This window comes from Pseudoalteromonas sp. S554 (assembly GCF_005930865.1).
In the GTDB taxonomy this organism is placed as follows: domain Bacteria; phylum Pseudomonadota; class Gammaproteobacteria; order Enterobacterales; family Alteromonadaceae; genus Pseudoalteromonas; species Pseudoalteromonas marina.
This window is the reverse complement of record NZ_PNDV01000100.1, coordinates 1-17189: the sequence shown is the minus strand read 5'-3', so window position 1 is coordinate 17189 and position 17189 is coordinate 1. Positions and strand designations below refer to the sequence as shown.

Here is a 17189-nt window from a genome sequence, read left to right as displayed (position 1 = left end):
ATATGGATATGGATATGGAGGAACCCATTATAAGCCATGATATGCAGCTAAAAAAACAATTTACTGAGCTGAGCAACCTTAAAAAACAAAGGGCAGCTGTTTTAGCCAATATTCGCATTTTACAAAAAGAAAAGGCAGATAAAGAAGGCCTAACTCGTCAGAGTCTAAGTGATGAGCAGCTTTATTACCTTATCAGCTTAGCCCTTAATGAACCCGCGCCAGCAACTAAGATTTTACGGGCTTGTGCAAACGAGTTTCAACAGGATGAGAGCTGGTGTAATAAAGTTATTCGCTTTAGCCCCTTAAATGAGCAGGTTACAAGAGTTTTTCATAAGCTTGAGGCAGACTCAAACCCGCAACTAATCGGTTTGTTAAAAAACCGCTTATTCAGTAAACAAAGATTACTGGCGTGTTCTGATTATCGTTCATTTCTCAATCTACTGAAAAAGTGGTTACAATTATTGGCTATGGTTACGCAAAAAGATGCAGATCTTGAAAGTCTTCATTTGTTAAATGTAGAGCTCAAAGAGGAATTAAACCGTAAAAGCTCATGTCTTCTAATGATAAAACAGGGTGAGCCTAAGACGCATGCAGCCCTGTTAAAAAAGGAGATTCCTAGCATGACCTATAAGGCAATTTCTAAAGCTGTAGGTCTCAGTAGACAAACTGTTGCAAAGCACATAGACAAGGCGTAATAAGGTTGTTAATAACTGTAACTCTTTTTAAATTACAGTTATTAATACACTCAAATTACTTCGCTTTGAATGCGGGCTGTATAAAACCAACTTTAGCGAACATATTAAAAATATAAAGTTCGCTAAAGCAAATCAAGCAAGTTTATGAGGTGCTTCGCGTTAAGAATTGAAAAGTATAAGTTATTGGTTGAAGTGGATATTAAAGTATTTCAATTCAAACCCAGCACTTCTTTGTTAATGTTTTTCCCTTTATACTTCCAATGTAATCCATACAACAATAAAAGCTTCGCTTATTGACGTAATACAACAAACGTACTTAGTGCTTTTATTGCAATTTTTCTTTTTGGTTTAACTGCTTGAAATACAGTCATGTACTGGGTAATGTTGATGGGCAAAATAAAACCATCGGTTATGTTGCTCAAGCATGGATGAGAATACTAAATACCACTTAAAGCTTTTAACGCATCTAATAGTACGTGGCTAAAATAATTATATAAACATTTAAATAGGCTCTACAGCCTATGCAGGGATAAAACGATAATGTTTGAACAAACTTTTAAAAACATCGACGATATTTTTTACAAAGACGCAGGCTGCTCTAGTGAACTAGACTATACCGAGCAATCATCGTGGATGTTATTTTTAAAATACCTTGATGATTTAGAGTTTACTAAATCTCAAGAAGCCGAGTTAATGGCAGAAGACTACCAATATATTATTGATGAAGAGTATCGTTGGAGTTCGTGGGCTGCGCCTAAAACCGCTAATGGTGAGTTTGATCACGACAAGGCCTTAACCGGTAGCGACTTAATGGATTTTGTCGATGGCGAGTTATTTCCTTACCTTAAAGGTTTTAAGTTACGCGCTAAAAGCCCAGACACTATTGAATACAAAATTGGTGAAATCTTTAGCGAGATCAAAAACAAAATTCAAAGTGGTTATTCATTGCGTGATGCGCTAGAGAAAGTAGATGAATTACGCTTTCGCTCACAAGAAGAAAAGCACGAGCTTTCACACCTGTACGAAGTAAAAATTAAAAACATGGGCAACGCAGGCCGCAACGGGGGCGAATACTACACACCACGCCCATTAATTCGTGCGATGATCGACGTATTACAGCCACAAATTGGCGAAACGATATACGACGGTGCCGCAGGCTCGGCAGGTTTCTTATGTGAAGCCTACGACTACCTTCGCCAAGGTGGTACAAGCAATAAGCAGCTTTCAACCAGCGACTTAAAAACCCTGCAACAAAACACCTTTTACGCCAAAGAGAAAAAGTCTTTAGCGTACGTTATCGCCATTATGAACATGATTCTACATGGCATTGAAGCACCTAACGTTATTCACACCAATACACTGGGCGAAAACCTACAAGACATTACTCCAAGCAACCAGCACGATATTGTATTAGCTAACCCGCCATTTGGCGGTAAAGAGCGTAAAGAAGTTCAGCAAAACTTTCCGATTAAAACCGGTGAAACTGCCTTTTTGTTTTTGCAGCACTTTATCAAAATGCTCAAGCCAGGTGGCCGCGCCGCTATTGTTATTAAAAACACTTTTTTATCGAATACCGATAATGCTGCTATTGCCTTACGTAAGGAGCTATTAGAAAACTGTAACTTACATACCGTACTCGACTGTCCTGCAAAAACCTTTTTAGGTGCTGGGGTAAAAACCGTCGTATTGTTTTTCACTAAAGGCGAGCCAACCGAGAAAACATGGTTCTACCAGCTAGACCCTGGTCGCAGCTTGGGTAAAACCAACCCACTCAACGACAACGACTTAAAAGAATTTATCGAGCTTCAAAAAGGCTTTGAGGACAGTGCTAAATCTTGGTCATTGGCAACGTCTGAACTAGATGATGCAACATGGGATTTATCGGTTAAAAACCCGAATCAAGCAGAAGAAGCGCCCCTGCGTGAACCGCAAGCCATTATTGAAGAAATCATCGCGCTGGATAAAGAGAGCGAAGCGATTCTGGGTAAAATTCAGGAGTTGTTGTGATGAGTGAATCAGAGTTCTGGAAAGAAAAAAAACTTGATGAACTGATTCAAGAAAAAACTATTGGTTTAGTAAAAGGTTCAAGCTTACAAAGTGATTGCTTTGAATTTGACTATGTAAAAATGCATAACATATCTAGTGATAATAGCTGGAATCCTAAAAGTATGGTGCGCGTTAATGCCACTGATGAAGAAGTTGAAAAGTTTAGCCTTCAGAATAATGACTTTTTATTTAATACAAGAAATAGTTATGAGCTTGTAGGTAAGTCATGTTTATACCAATCAACTTCAAAAATACCTGTGCTTTTTAATAACAATATAATGAGGATTAAGTTCTCTACTGAACTTAATCCCAAATTTGCAGCTTATGCTTTTTGTAGTAAAGATGTTTCTGATCAGCTAACAAGTATGAAGCAAGGTACAACTGGGGTTTCAGGTATATATTATAAAACCTTGAAAAATCTTCGAGTTAAATACCCTCCCATTCCCGAACAAAAACGCATCGTCGCTATTCTCGACCAAGCCTTTCACGACATAGAACAAGCCCGCGCCAAGACCGAGCAAAACCTCAAAAACGCCCGCGAGTTGTTTGAAAGCTATTTGCAACAAGTGTTTAGCCAGCGTGGTGAGGGGTGGGAAGATTCTACTTTGAATATTGTTGCAGAGAACTTAGATAGTAAGCGTGTGCCGATTACCAAGAAGGATCGTATTGAAGGAGAGTATCCTTATTATGGCGCATCTGGAATAGTGGATTATGTAGACGACTATTTATTTGATGAAGAATTACTACTCGTTTCAGAAGATGGTGCGAACCTACTAGCAAGAACTTACCCAATTGCTTTTTCAGCATCGGGACGATATTGGGTTAATAATCATGCACATGTTCTCAAGTTTAAAGATCGAAATACCCAAAAGTTTATAGAGTATTATTTGAATTCGATATCTTTAGCCCCTTATGTATCTGGTATGGCGCAACCAAAACTTAATCAGAGGGCACTAAATAGCATTCCAGTTCCTAAAGTCACTGAACTAATTGCTGGTGATGTGGTTAGTAAGTTAGAGGTTCTTGAGAATGAGATTAATCAAGTTTTTAAGCTCTATAAATCTAAACTTGATTCACTAGACGAACTAAAAAAATCTATCTTACAAAAAGCCTTTTCAGGTGAATTGACCAAAGAAAAAGAAGGAGCGGTGGCCTAATGTCACAAGCAAGGACGCGTAACGAAGCCGACACCAGAGCGGATTTAATTGATCCTAAATTAGTTGCTGCCGGTTGGGGTGAAGTTGATAACAGTTTTATTCGCCGCGAGCTTATTTGCCCTGGCCAAATCATGGCCGGTGGTAAACGCGCTAATAAAGTGCCTTGCGATTATGTACTGGTATACAAAGGCCGAAAGCTTGCCGCAGTAGAAGCCAAAAAAGAAAGCCTGACTTACAGTGAAGGTGTGCGCCAAGCAAAAGACTACGCAAAGCGTCTGCAATGTCGTGTTGCGTATGCCACCAACGGCCATGATATTTACCAGATTGATATGCTTACAGGTGTTGAGAAGCTGGTAGATGAATACCTATCTCCGCAAGCGCTCTGGGATTTAACCTTTGAGCAAAAAGGCGATACACCAGAAGCAGGTTATACGACAGCTTGGCGTGATGCGTTTTCTACTATTCCCTTTGAGGCTAAAGGTGATTGGGCACCGCGTTATTATCAAGAAAATGCCATTCATAATGCCCTAGAAGCCATTGCTCAGGGCAAAAATCGCATCCTGCTAACACTGGCTACCGGTACGGGGAAAACCTGTATTGGTTTTCAAACCGCATGGAAGTTATTTCAAACCCGTTGGAGCCTAACCGCGCAAAAAGACATTAGCCTTGCGAAAAAGCGCCCACGTATTTTGTTTTTGGCCGACCGTAATATTTTAGCCAATCAAGCGTTTAACGATTTTGGCTCATTTGGTGAAGACGCCATTGTGCGCATCACCCCTGAAGATATTCGTAAACGAGGCGGCGTGCCGAAAAATGCTAGCGTATTTTTTACAATTTTTCATACCCTTATGTGTGGGCCTAAAACCGAATTAAATAAAGCCACAACAGAAGAGGATGAAAATACACCAATCAAAAAAGCAGAAAACCCGTATTACGAGCAATACCCAGCTGACTTTTTTGATTTAATTATTATTGATGAGTGTCACCGTGGTGGTGCGAACGATGAAAGTGCATGGCGTGATATTCTTAATTACTTTGCCCCTGCTGTGCAACTGGGTTTAACCGCAACACCCAAACGCACCGATAATGCCGATACCTATGGCTACTTTGGCGAACCCGTTTACAGTTATACCCTTAAAGAAGGCATTAACGATGGCTTTTTAACGCCATTTAAAGTGTTACCGATTGTTGGCACTATGGATGAGTACAAGTACATAGAGGGGGATGGTGTTGTTGTAAAAGGCGATCCTGAGCCAGGTAAACTGTATAAAGAAGGTGACTTTAACCGCATTATTACCATACCTCAGCGCGAAGAGCGCCGTGTACAGTATTGGATGGATCGCTTTAATCCTAAAGAAAAAACTATCGTGTTTTGTTCAACACAAGTTCATGCCGGTATGGTGCGCGATTTTATTAATCAGTACGCAGTAAAAAAAGGCTGGACCATCAACACTAACTATTGTGTTCGTGTTACCGCTAACGATGGTGTTGCGGGTGAAAACGATTTAAAAACCTTTTGTGATAACGAAAAAACCATTCCGACAATTCTAACTACATCACGCAAACTCTCTACTGGTGTAGATGCACGTAATGTTCGCAATATTGTGCTTATGCGCCCTTGTAACAACATGATTGAGTTTAAACAGATCATAGGCCGAGGCACTCGTACTTACGATGGGAAAGACTATTTTACCATTTACGACTTTGTAAAAGCGCACCATAACTTTGCAGACCCAGCTTGGGATGGTGAACCAATACCCAACAAAGTATGCCCAGAGTGCGGCACAACCCCGTGCCAATGTGAAGACACTGGCGGCGATGGTGCCGGTGAAAAGAAACCCTGTAAAGTGTGTGAACAAAAGCCATGTGTTTGTGAAAAGCCAGAGCCTGAAGGCTGTGATAAATGTGGCGAAAGGCCATGTGTATGTGAAAAGCTCGAAATAAAGCTCTCAGACGGCCGTACACGACAAATTAAGCATATTTCCTCAGCAATGTACTGGAGTGCAGAAGGTAAGCCCATTACAGCAAAAGAATTTGTTGAACGTATGTTTGACGACCTACCGCGCTTTTTTGAAAACGAAGACCAACTACGCGAAATATGGAGTGACCCAACAACTCGCGAAAAGCTATTAGAAGACTTAACTGAAGCGGGTTACGATAGTGAAAAACTCGACAGCATGAAGGCAGTAATCGATGCTCAAGACAGCGACGTATACGATGTTTTGTCTTATGTAGCCTATGCCGCAAAAGCGCAAACACGCACCGAGCGAGCCCAACAGGCAAAACCTAAAATAAACTCTGCTTTTAGCGATTATAAACAACAAGAATTTATCAACTTTATATTAAGTAAATACATTGAAGACGGCGTTCAAGAACTGGCACCTGGAAAAATGCGTAGTCTAGTAGAACTTAAATACAATACCATTAATGATGCAGCGATTGAGTTTGGCTCACCAGCTGCGATACGCGACACATTTATAGGTTTTCAGAAGTATTTGTATGCAAGGTGAATAGGAATTTCGCGAGTTATATTAAAGATGTAGATAATATCAAAATATAGATCTATTTAGAGAATTATGATGAAGCGTACTGTTATTGGAATAAAAAAAGATATCTTTGAATATTATTCTAAAGGGAAAAGCATAAACGACTTATTTCACCTACTAGCGAAACATGAATTCAGGTTAACTAAAAGTGAGAAGAAAGCTCTTAAAGTAGCTTATGAAAATAAAGAAAATTTTAGTGCTTTCAAGAAGTTTTTAAATATTGTTGATTTTAATAAAGCTAAACATGCTTATGCCGAGCATAAAGGAAAAAAGAATAATATAACTAAAAGAAAAATTAATCCTGGTCCATCTTTTAATGTCGAGCGATACCTTTTAGAAAAGCAGAGTACGGAAATACCTTTAGATGATGATTTAGATCTCGATGATGATTTTGCTTTATCAATGAGCTCAAATGATCTTTACGAAACAATAGATACGCCAAATAAAGAGACTACTGCTACCCAAGTAAAACATAACCTGCCACTGCACCTATATGTGTTTGACCCTGAAGATGTAACTGAGCTTACTTTAGAGGAGGTAGAGTTAGTTTGGCATCACAGGTTAAAGTTATGTGGTACAAAAGAAGCTGCGGCAGAAATATTGGCTATTAAGAATGTTAATGATGGTAATATTAAGAACTATAAGGGTTGGGAAAGCTACTTAAATCATGATTTGATCAGTGAATTTGAAAGAAAGTTAAAGGATATTGAGTTAGCAGAAAATCCTCAAAATGATCAGATAATCACAATCAATCCGTTTCACAGAAAAAAATATAATAGATCTGAAGTTGTGCAGCTTCCTTTAAAGCGTATTTTAAAATTATGGGAAGAGCGCAATTACTCATTTTCTTCAATATCTGCGGCATGTGAAGCATTAGCTATTATTAGAAAATCTACAAAAATTGATAGCCAGAAAAAACACTGGAAAGCCTTTTTAGAACACCCCCAAATTCTTGATTTAGATTTTGACATTGATGAAGAAGATACTGATAAGTTAACAGAAAATGTTCACACAAAAATAGATGATAAAGAGCAAGTGAGCCTACATGCGTTAACAGAAGATAACAGGGATAGAGTCACTAGGAGCCAAGTTACAAGGGTTGGCCAGCAGGGATTTAGATCATTAACTCTTGATAACTTTTATTCAAAATGTGCCGTATCAGGATGTGCTGAGCTGGCTTTGTTAGAAGCTGCCCATATTATTCCTTACAAAGGAGAACAATCCAATCTGTTGCAAAATGGACTATGTCTCAGAGTCGATATACATCGACTATTTGACAGGTTTTTAATATCAATCGAGCCGCAGACTTTGAAAATAGTCGTTTCTGATAAAGTCAGAGATAAATACTATAGGGGTTTGAAAGGCAACAGTTTAGGTCAATCTAAAACCAATATTTCAAAATCATTACTAAAAAAACATTTTTATCAATTCACTAAGGCGAACACTGGATAGATTCCACACGCTTTCAAAATTGTTTACGTTCTATCTTACTCTGTACGAATATGAATTTAATTCTATTCGCAAATAAAAACTATCCCAGCATAATTTTTCATTAACTACTTGATAAATATATTGCTATTTATATATGCACATATTTACATTTAATGAGTTAAAAGCCGCTCAGTCAGCAATGTTTTTAATTCGTAAGTATGCAGTAGATAAAGAAAGCGGTGATGCACTTTTAGCTTGGCTTAAACCATTCGAAACACTAATTTATAAACGTGAAGGTAACTGGCGTGATTTAGCAGCAAAAAACAAGCTCACTAAATCAATCATTCCCAAGTCTAACTCTCCTTACGGGCAAGACTTAATTGATAAAATGGTGTTGCTCATAAAAGAAGAGTTACATCACTTTTACCAAGTTTTAGAAATAATGGATGAGTATGGTGTAGAGTACCAAAGTATTACACCATGTCGTTACGCTAAAGGGATGTTACGAAATGTTAAAACATTCGAGCCAAATGCACTTGTCGACAAATTAATTGTAGGTGCTTACATTGAGGCACGCTCGTGTGAGCGTTTTGCAAAGTTGGCGCCCCATGTAGATAAACGTCTAGGTGATTTTTATATTTCGCTACTGCGCTCAGAGGCTCGTCATTATCAAGATTATCTAGCCTTAGCTCAAGAAATTGCCGATTTTGATATTACGCAAAGGGTTAAGGAATTTGGTGAAATTGAAGCTGAACTTATTGTATCGGCAGATGAAGACTTCAAATTTCATAGTGGTACTCCAGCATAATCCCCCCAGTGCTTTATTTTTTGCATAACTGATGAGATAAAGCACTAAAAATTAGACCAAACTTAAATCGCCTTCTACTATATATAGTAAAAAGTTACATACAAATTTACGAACTATATCTATTAAATTTAGTTGTATGTTTTTTATATAGGCGGTGTAGGATGTCCGATAGCAACAGTTTGTTTGTATTTGATGAGGAGCGTGAAGAAGACAGCTCAACAATAAAAAAAATAAAAGTTCTCACTGTTGAGGACGATATAAATTATCAACATGCTTTAACCAATAGCTTAAAAGAAATGAGACCAGATGATAATTGTGAAATAGAAGTCCTCACAGCTAACTCGGTTTCACAAGCAGCTTTAGTGCTTAGTTTGCATCCAGATATAGCACTCACCTTTATAGATGTTGTTATGGAAGATGATGACTCAGGTCTCAGGCTTGTAAGTACTATAAGAGAGGTGATTGGTAACGCAGACATGCGTATTGTTTTACTTACAGGTCAACCAGGCTTTGCTCCCGAACAGCAAATAATGAAAACGCTTGATATAGACGAGTATTGGAATAAGTCAGACGTCTCTGCTGAAAAATTACAATCTATTGTTACAAGCAACCTACGCACCTGGAAATACATTACACAAATATCTTCAGCCAGAAAAGGTCTTCAGCTAGTTTTAGATGCTTCAAGAAGCATAAACAGTAAACACGACATGAGCTCTTTCTCTAGAGCTGTTTTAGAAGAAATCAGTAATATTTTAAACGTCACCGAGGGAGGGGGGATTGTGTGCTCCACCCAAAATGATGGCGAAATTATTAGAGCGCATATTTCGACAGCTAATGGTTGTTTTGATGGGTTTGAAGGAAAGCTTATTGACGATAGGGTTTTACTTCCACAAATTTACAGTGATTTTGAGCGAGCCTTGGACGAAAAAAGGCACATTTTTTCTGAGCACCACACGGTATTTTATTTTTGCAACAAAGAAATAGCTGGGGAAAGCTATATAACGATTGTTCAATCGGACAATGAAATATCTGAACAAAATGAATACTTATTAAAAGTATTTAGTGAAAATGTAAGCACAGGCTTCAGTAATATAGCACTGCTTAACAAGCTTACTGAACTTGCATATACCGATGTTTCGTTAAATATGCATAATCGAAACTGGCTCACTCGCGAAATAAAAAATATGAACCTGCACGAGCAGTACCAAACACGTTTATTAGTTTTTGAGGTTGAACAATTTGAAGAAAAAGCATTTTCGTTTGGCCATGATTTTTGTCAAAAACTATTAAAAGAAGTTTATAAAAATTTATTGACTATTTTTGATGGTTATTCAGCGCGTATTGCCATTATTAATAACAGCAGCTTTGGATTACTTATAAACGCAAACTTTCATATAACTGACGAAATGATAGCTAGCCTAAAAAGGCAAAAATGTATAATTACCTCGGTAAAACAATATGCTGATTTGAGAATTCTTGATTTAGAGCTAAGTTCTGTCTTAAATATTGTACCCGAAAAAATAATAAGCATTGCTGAATCTAGCTTAAGTGACAGTCAAACCGCATCTTTAAAATATATAAAGCATACCCAAGAAAAAACAGAAGCATTAACTAACCGATATAGTTTAATGGCCCGATTAAGAAGAGTAATTGGTGCTGGTACTTTACAAATAGCCTTACAACCGAAAATGGAGTTAGCAACGTTAACACCTGTCGGTTTTGAAGCTTTGGCTCGTTGGCAGTTAGAAGACGGTAGTTTTGTAAGCCCAGAGATATTTATTGAACTTGCTGAAACAGCAGGTTTAATTAGTGAATTAGACAGCGTTATTTTCGATAAGATAATTTCGACCATTCATAAGTTAAGTGATATAGGCGTAAATCTGCCTATTGCTTTTAATGCATCTGCCTTTGATTTGGTTGACCCTGATTACTGCAAAAAAACCCTTCATAAGTTAAAAGATGCCAATATACCTCCAGAAATGCTTGAGCTAGAGATTACTGAGACCCAAGCGATCAGTAATTACGACTTAATTAGAGAGTCGTTAGATGAATTTATGGCGCTGGGTATTAAGGTAAGTATTGATGATTTTGGAACAGGTTATTCATCTATTTCACACATAACTGAGATACCTGCAAATATTTTAAAAATAGACAGATGTTTTTTAACTGATATTGAGCGCAATGCTAATAACCAATACATCCTAGAAATGATTGTAAACTTAGCCAGACGATTTAATTTTTCTATTATTGTTGAGGGTGTAGAAACACTAGAGCAGTGTGAATGGGTTAAAAAAATAGGCTGTGATGTGGCCCAAGGTTATTACTTTTCAAAACCACTGTTTTTTGACGATTTAACAACATGGTTAAAGCAACATGGAAAAGTTTGATCATAGACTTTCTGTTAGTTTAAATAATAAACAGTTATATATTAAAGCATTGTTTATTATGGTTGCTGCTGGCGTTATTAGTTTTTTAGTATATTGGCAAATTTACCAATCAAGGCTTGCGCTTGTTCAAGATTATCAAGACGACAAACTATCTCTAGTGCAGACAGAGTTTGTAAAAGAGCTAAGTAGCATAAAAAAACTAACACAAGTTTTAGCGGACAACAAAAACCTAAAAAGGGGCAATAAGCTCAGGTATATGTTTAGAGACCGAGAATCCATACGAAGCATAAATGATTACTTCGTTAATTTTGGGTTATTATCGCCTATCATTTCGCAAATTCGGTGGATTGATATTACCGGGAACGAACGTTTTAGAGTTGACTTTAAAAACGGTGAGGCAAAAGTTGTTAAGCAAAAAGAGCTCCAAAACAAAATGTCGCGCTATTACTTTAGGCAAGGTATATCGATAGAGGCACCTGATTCGTTTTTATCAAGAATTGATTTAAATATGGAGTATGCTTCAATAGTTGAGCCATACGAACCCACCATTAGAGTTACTTATCGAACTAGCTCAAGCGAATTTATAGTTGATGGCCTCATTATAATTAATTTTAACTTATCTGACTTTTTTCAGAAAATTAGAAATTACTCTTCTGAAAACGCTCAAATTAATATTGTAAACAAAGATGGGTATTGGATTTTTAACAATGATAAGTCTAAAGAGTGGGGGTTTATGCTTGGATTGCCAGAGCTAACAATTGCTAATTATAACCCATCACTCTGGGAGTCTATGCAAAACCAACAAGAAAATACAGTAAGATATTTTGATTCAAACATTTATTCGTTAGACAAGCTGCCCGCACTTTTTTCAAAAAGGCATAATGAAACCCTTAATGAAGTCATTTATATTTACATCAAAAGTAAAGATAAGTTGATGAATAAAATACACTTTACGGCGCTAGGTTATGCTGGTATTGGCGGTATTATTCTTTTGTTTATTGGTGGCTTTATTTTATACAGAGAATATTGCTATACAAAAACGCTAAAAGATTTATTTGACCAGTTACGCGCTGAAAAGTTGGAGCTGGATTCTGTCAATAATCAACTTTCAAATACCATTAGGCAGCAGCAACTTTTGCAGGACAGCTTTGTTGAAGCGCAAAAACTATCTTCATTAGGTATGCTTGTTGCGGGTGTAGCTCATGAGATGAACACGCCTATTGGCGGTGCTATTATTTCTGTTACTAATGCAGAGTCGGTGATGAGCCGCCTCAATGAAGGTATAAAAACTGGCTTAACAAAGTCTCTGCTAGAGAACAGCGTATCAAGCTTAGACGATAATTTAGGCTTAGCCAGAGTAAATCTAGATAAAGCTGCTGTGCTTGTAAAAAGCTTTAAAAAAATGGCTATAGATAGAAATAATGAAGAGTTTATTGAATGTAATATTGAAACAATAATAAAAGAGTTGTTGATTACGCTGAACTCTCGATTAAAAACCTCAAAGGTTAAAATTAAAACCCTGTTTAATGATAACTGCACGCTTAAAAGCCGCCCTGGGATTATTTCACAGGTTATTGAAAACCTAATAATGAATGCGCTTAACCACGCTTTTGAAGAAAATCAATCTGGTGAGATTGAAATTAAGGTTGAGGAAAGTGATAAGGGAGATATAAATATTAGCGTATCAGATAGCGGATGCGGGATAAATCAGCAGCAGCAATCTGTTATTTTTGAGCCCTTTCATACATCAGCGCGCGGTAAAGGGAACATAGGGCTTGGGCTTTATATGGTTTCTCAATGGGTTACCAAAATTTTAAAAGGGCAATTGGTTTTAGAGTCTGATCCTCAATGGGAGGATAAATTTAAAACTCGATTTACAATTACGTTGCCTAAAAATTAAGTGAGTACCCACATTTAACTTTTAACGTATTACTTAAATGCTATATAGGGCCTTAAAGGGACTACACTTATGGTTTGAGGCTCTTAAAATGGCTTTATATAGCTCATTTAAATGGTGTGTTTATTAGCCTTTGTTCTTGAGGTGTTACAATTAAGTAGGAGCCTTGTTCGTACCAGTCACCTAAAACAGTGCGTTTAAGCGTTTGTCCATTTAGTGAGTATGTATGAATATTTGGTCGGTGCGTATGACCATGGATCATGTTAACAACTTTGTGCTTCGTAAATGTCGAAAGGACAGCATCATCAACAACGTCTAAAATTTCTATCGGTTTATCTGCTTGGCTAAGCTTACTTTTTTCACGGGCATTGCGAGCTATTTTTTTTCGGTACCATAATGGCATGGCAAGCATTAATTTTGGCCACCACCAACCGCGGCTTTTTTTACGAAATTTTTGATACTCAATATCCTGGGTACACATTTCATCCCCATGTAAAATAACAGTGGGTGTGCCGTAAAGGTCTATAACAGTTTGCTCATCTAACAGTGTCATACCTGCTAAATTTGCATAGTGTTCTCGCAGGATAAAGTCGCGATTACCATGAATAAAATAGACGGGAATACCTGAATCACTTATTGCTTTAAGCTTTGTAGCTACACTGCGCGCAAGTTCAGTGACGTAGTCATCACCTACCCATACTTCAAAAAAGTCACCTAAAATGTAAAGCGCATCAACGTCTTGATTCAAAATGTTAGATTCTAAAAACTTAAAAAAAGCAGCGCTAATATCAGGCCTGTTTTCAGTTAAATGTAAATCAGCAATAAAATACGTTTTTTGAGTCATAGGGATATCTTTTCGATAAAAATAAAGCGGGCGCATGCATGTTGCAATGACACCCGCTGATACTCCACGTTATGTGGGTAAGCGAACTATTAGTTAACAGTAACGCTTTCGATGATCACGTCTTCAAGAGGAACATCTTGGTGAAAACCATTGCTACCAGTAGCTACACCTTTAATTTTTTCTACAATGTCCATGCCTTCAACTACTTCAGCAAACACACAGTAACCCCAGCCTTGAGACGTTTCGCTGCTGTGGTTTAAAAAATCGTTGTTGTTAACATTAATAAAAAACTGTGCTGTAGCAGAGTGTGGATCTGGTGTGCGTGCCATAGCTAAAGTACCTACTTTATTAGACAGGCCGTTGTTAGCTTCGTTTTGAATAGGATCGTTAACGTCTTTTTGCTCCATACCTGAAACAAAGCCACCACCTTGAACCATAAAGCCATCAATTACACGGTGAAAAATTGTACCGTTGTAAAAACCTGCGTTTGCATACTCTAAAAAGTTTTTTACTGTGTTTGGAGCTTCTTGCTCAAACATTTTAATGGTGATGTCACCAAAGTTTGTGTGTAGAACAACCATGAGCTTTCCTATATCTGGTTTAAATAGTCGCACTATTTTATCTTAGTTAGCTAAGATTAACAAAGCGCTAGAGCCCATGCTTTTCAAGTGGTAACATACATTTTCTTGATAATAGTGAAGGACACCAACTAAATGGTACAAATATACAACACACTCACGCGACAAAAAGAACAATTTAAACCTATGGTCGATGGTAAAATCGACATGTATGTGTGTGGTATCACCATTTACGATTACTGTCATATCGGTCATGCGCGTACATTTGTTGGCTTTGACGTCATTGTTCGCTACCTTCGTCATATTGGTTACAATTTAAAATATGTGCGTAATATTACCGACGTTGACGACAAAATTATTAAACGTGCAAATGAAAATAAAGAGTCAATAAACGATTTAACACTGCGCATGACCAAAGCCATGCATGAAGATTTTGATAGCCTAAACATGTTACGCCCGGATGTAGAACCAACAGTGACAGGGCACATGGGTGAAATTATTGAAATGGTTGAGCGTTTAATAGCTAAAGGGCATGCTTATGTAGCAGCTGATGGTGACGTGTTATTTGATGTATCAACGTTTAAGCAATACGGCGCGCTTTCTCAACAAGATTTAACAATGTTGCAGTCAGGCTCGCGTGTGGAAGTTGCGCAAGATAAAGACGACCCATTGGACTTTGTTTTATGGAAAAAAGCCAAAGCTGGTGAGCCTTCATGGTCATCTCCATGGGGAGAAGGGCGCCCAGGTTGGCACATTGAATGTTCAGCTATGAGCTCAAAGCACTTAGGTGAACATTTTGATATTCATGGTGGGGGTTCTGATTTACAGTTTCCGCACCATGAAAATGAAATTGCGCAGTCATGCTGTGCCAATAATGGTGAGTATGTAAATACGTGGATCCATACGGGTATGGTACAAGTAAATAAAGAAAAAATGTCTAAATCGTTAGATAATTTTTTTACTGTACGCGATGTGCTAAAAGAGTACGACCCTGAGTCGGTTCGTTACTTTTTAATATCAGGCCATTACCGCAGCCAACTTAATTACTCGCAAGAAAACTTAGACCAAGCGCGTTCATCGCTAGAGCGTATTTATACTGCTTTACGTGACGTTAAACCCATCGAGTGTGAGCTTGAGAGTAACGAGTTCGTGATTAAATTTAGAAAAGCAATGGATGATGATTTTAATACTCCAGAGGCTTTACCTGTTTTATTTGAGCTGGCAAAAGAGCTAAACCGCGTAAAAGAAAGCGATGCAATACAGGCGGGTCAACTTGCGTTTATATTACGTACTATTGGCGAAGTATTAGGCGTTGCACAACAAGCGCCTGAGGCTTTTTTACAAGGCGGGCAAGATGATAATGAAGTTGCAACGATTGAAGCCTTAATAGTAAAACGTAATGAAGCACGTGCGAGTAAAGACTGGGCTGCGGCTGATGAAGCCCGTGATGCACTTAATGCTTTAGGTGTAATACTTGAAGACTCGGCGGGTAAGACAACGTGGCGTAAGGCTTAAAATTTCTCGCTTGTAATAAAAAGGGGTTGCCGAATGGCAACCCTTTTTTATTTGAATTATATTCAGCTATGATATTTTTCGCATGCTTCTAATGTATTTTCAATTAAGCTGGCCACGGTCATTGGGCCAACCCCGCCAGGAACAGGAGTAATAAAGTGAGCTTTTTGCTCTGCAATGCTGTATTCAACGTCACCTACCAATTTACCTGTATCTAAACGGTTTATACCTACATCAATAACAATGGCGCCTTCTTTTACCCAATCTCCTGGGATAAATTCAGGTTTGCCCACAGCTACAACCAGCAGGTCTGCGCGTCGCACATGGGTTTCTAAATCTTGTGTAAACTTATGGCACACAGTAGTCGTACAACCGGCCAGTAATAGCTCTAACGACATAGGGCGGCCCACAATATTTGATGCGCCAACCACAACCGCATGCATGCCTTTATACCGAACACCGGTAGAATCGAGTAAAGTTATAATCCCTTTTGGCGTACAAGGACGAAGCGCAGGCATACGCTGTGCTAAACGACCTATATTGTAAGGGTGAAAGCCATCAACGTCTTTGTGTGGTGTAATGCGTTCTAAAATTTTCTCTGCATCGAGTCCATCAGGTAAAGGTAACTGCACCAAAATGCCATCTACTTCTGCATCATTATTTAGCTCATCAATTAAACTTAAAAGAGCATCTTCTTTTGTGTCTGCAGGTAAATCAAATGATTTTGAAATAAAACCAACTTCTTCACAGGCTTTACGCTTTGAACCAACATAAACTTGGCTTGCTGGATCAAGTCCTACGAGGACTACTGCAAGTCCGGGGGCGCGTAATCCTTTAGAAACGCGTTCGCTTACGCGTTGCGCAACTGTACTTCGTACTTGTTTTGCGATTGCTTTACCATCAATGATGTTTGCCGTCATGGTTGACCTTTAATTGGGGTTAATTAACTAGATACCGATACTTTAAAAATGAACGCATAATAAAAAGGGGCATATGCTTATAAAGAGAATAATAACTTTATTTTTTCATTTAATATTACCTAAGCTATTTTCGCAGAAAAGCATTGCATCGCCAAGTTGCTTTTCATCTATATAGTACTAGAGTAATTAAATAGTTTAAATTTCAGTCTTCTATTATAATATTTAGCCATTGTGGGCTAAAAATGACCACTTGATTTGTTTTCTTAAAAAAACGTTTGACCTAACCCCGTCAAATCACTATTATGCACCCCGTTGTCAACGAGGTCACTCGTAGAGAATAGTAAGTAACGGCGATTAGCGCAGTTTGG

11 protein-coding genes and 1 pseudogene are annotated in these 17189 nt (G+C 38.0%); 9 read left to right on the top strand and 3 right to left on the bottom strand.

Annotated elements, in window-relative coordinates:
- From CWB65_RS17795 to CWB65_RS17760, 8 genes and pseudogenes are all read left to right on the top strand, one after another.
- Positions 1-695, top strand: a 695-nt coding sequence (locus CWB65_RS17795; protein ID WP_212750955.1) for a hypothetical protein, incomplete at its 5' end; no start/stop codon positions are given.
- 540 nt (positions 696-1235) lie between these two features.
- Positions 1236-2702, top strand: coding sequence for a class I SAM-dependent DNA methyltransferase (locus tag CWB65_RS17790; protein WP_138741126.1), 1467 nt, complete (start codon positions 1236-1238; stop codon positions 2700-2702).
- Positions 2702-3898 (top strand): restriction endonuclease subunit S, encoded by a 1197-nt coding sequence (locus CWB65_RS20105; RefSeq protein WP_138741125.1) that lies wholly within the window; start codon positions 2702-2704, stop codon positions 3896-3898. The genes CWB65_RS17790 and CWB65_RS20105 overlap by 1 nt, the downstream gene beginning before the upstream one ends.
- Positions 3898-6408, top strand: coding sequence for an EcoAI/FtnUII family type I restriction enzme subunit R (hsdR, locus tag CWB65_RS17780; protein ID WP_138741124.1), 2511 nt, complete (start codon positions 3898-3900; stop codon positions 6406-6408). Before CWB65_RS20105 ends, hsdR begins: the two co-directional genes overlap by 1 nt.
- Before the next feature lie 66 nt (positions 6409-6474).
- Positions 6475-7896 (top strand): HNH endonuclease, encoded by a 1422-nt coding sequence (locus CWB65_RS17775; protein ID WP_138741123.1) that lies wholly within the window; start codon positions 6475-6477, stop codon positions 7894-7896.
- Positions 7897-8050: 154 nt separating this feature from the next.
- A pseudogene (miaE, locus tag CWB65_RS17770) lies at positions 8051-8683 on the top strand (tRNA isopentenyl-2-thiomethyl-A-37 hydroxylase MiaE); the annotation flags it as partial.
- A 161-nt stretch (positions 8684-8844) separates the two neighbouring features.
- Positions 8845-11070, top strand: a complete 2226-nt coding sequence (locus tag CWB65_RS17765; protein WP_138741122.1) for an EAL domain-containing protein — start codon at positions 8845-8847, stop codon at positions 11068-11070.
- On the top strand, positions 11057-12970 hold the full coding sequence (locus CWB65_RS17760) for a sensor histidine kinase (protein ID WP_138741121.1): 1914 nt from the start codon (positions 11057-11059) through the stop codon (positions 12968-12970). The genes CWB65_RS17765 and CWB65_RS17760 overlap by 14 nt, the downstream gene beginning before the upstream one ends.
- 103 nt (positions 12971-13073) lie before the next feature.
- Here the strand turns inward: CWB65_RS17760 and CWB65_RS17755 are convergent, their stop codons facing one another.
- Both CWB65_RS17755 and CWB65_RS17750 read right to left on the bottom strand, forming a co-directional pair.
- Complete coding sequence (locus CWB65_RS17755) at positions 13074-13811, bottom strand: UDP-2,3-diacylglucosamine diphosphatase (RefSeq protein ID WP_039038133.1); 738 nt, start codon at positions 13809-13811, stop codon at positions 13074-13076.
- Between the two features lie 89 nt (positions 13812-13900).
- Positions 13901-14392 (bottom strand): peptidylprolyl isomerase, encoded by a 492-nt coding sequence (locus CWB65_RS17750; protein ID WP_008128620.1) that lies wholly within the window; start codon positions 14390-14392, stop codon positions 13901-13903.
- 132 nt (positions 14393-14524) lie between these two features.
- Here CWB65_RS17750 and cysS point away from each other — a divergent pair, with 132 nt between their 5' ends.
- Positions 14525-15904, top strand: a complete 1380-nt coding sequence (cysS, locus tag CWB65_RS17745; protein ID WP_138741120.1) for a cysteine--tRNA ligase — start codon at positions 14525-14527, stop codon at positions 15902-15904.
- Positions 15905-15966: 62 nt separating this feature from the next.
- On the opposite strand, the gene folD is transcribed toward cysS, so the two are convergent.
- Positions 15967-16821, bottom strand: a complete 855-nt coding sequence (gene folD, locus CWB65_RS17740) for a bifunctional methylenetetrahydrofolate dehydrogenase/methenyltetrahydrofolate cyclohydrolase FolD (protein ID WP_008127813.1) — start codon at positions 16819-16821, stop codon at positions 15967-15969.
- Between the last annotated feature and the right edge of the window lie 368 nt (positions 16822-17189).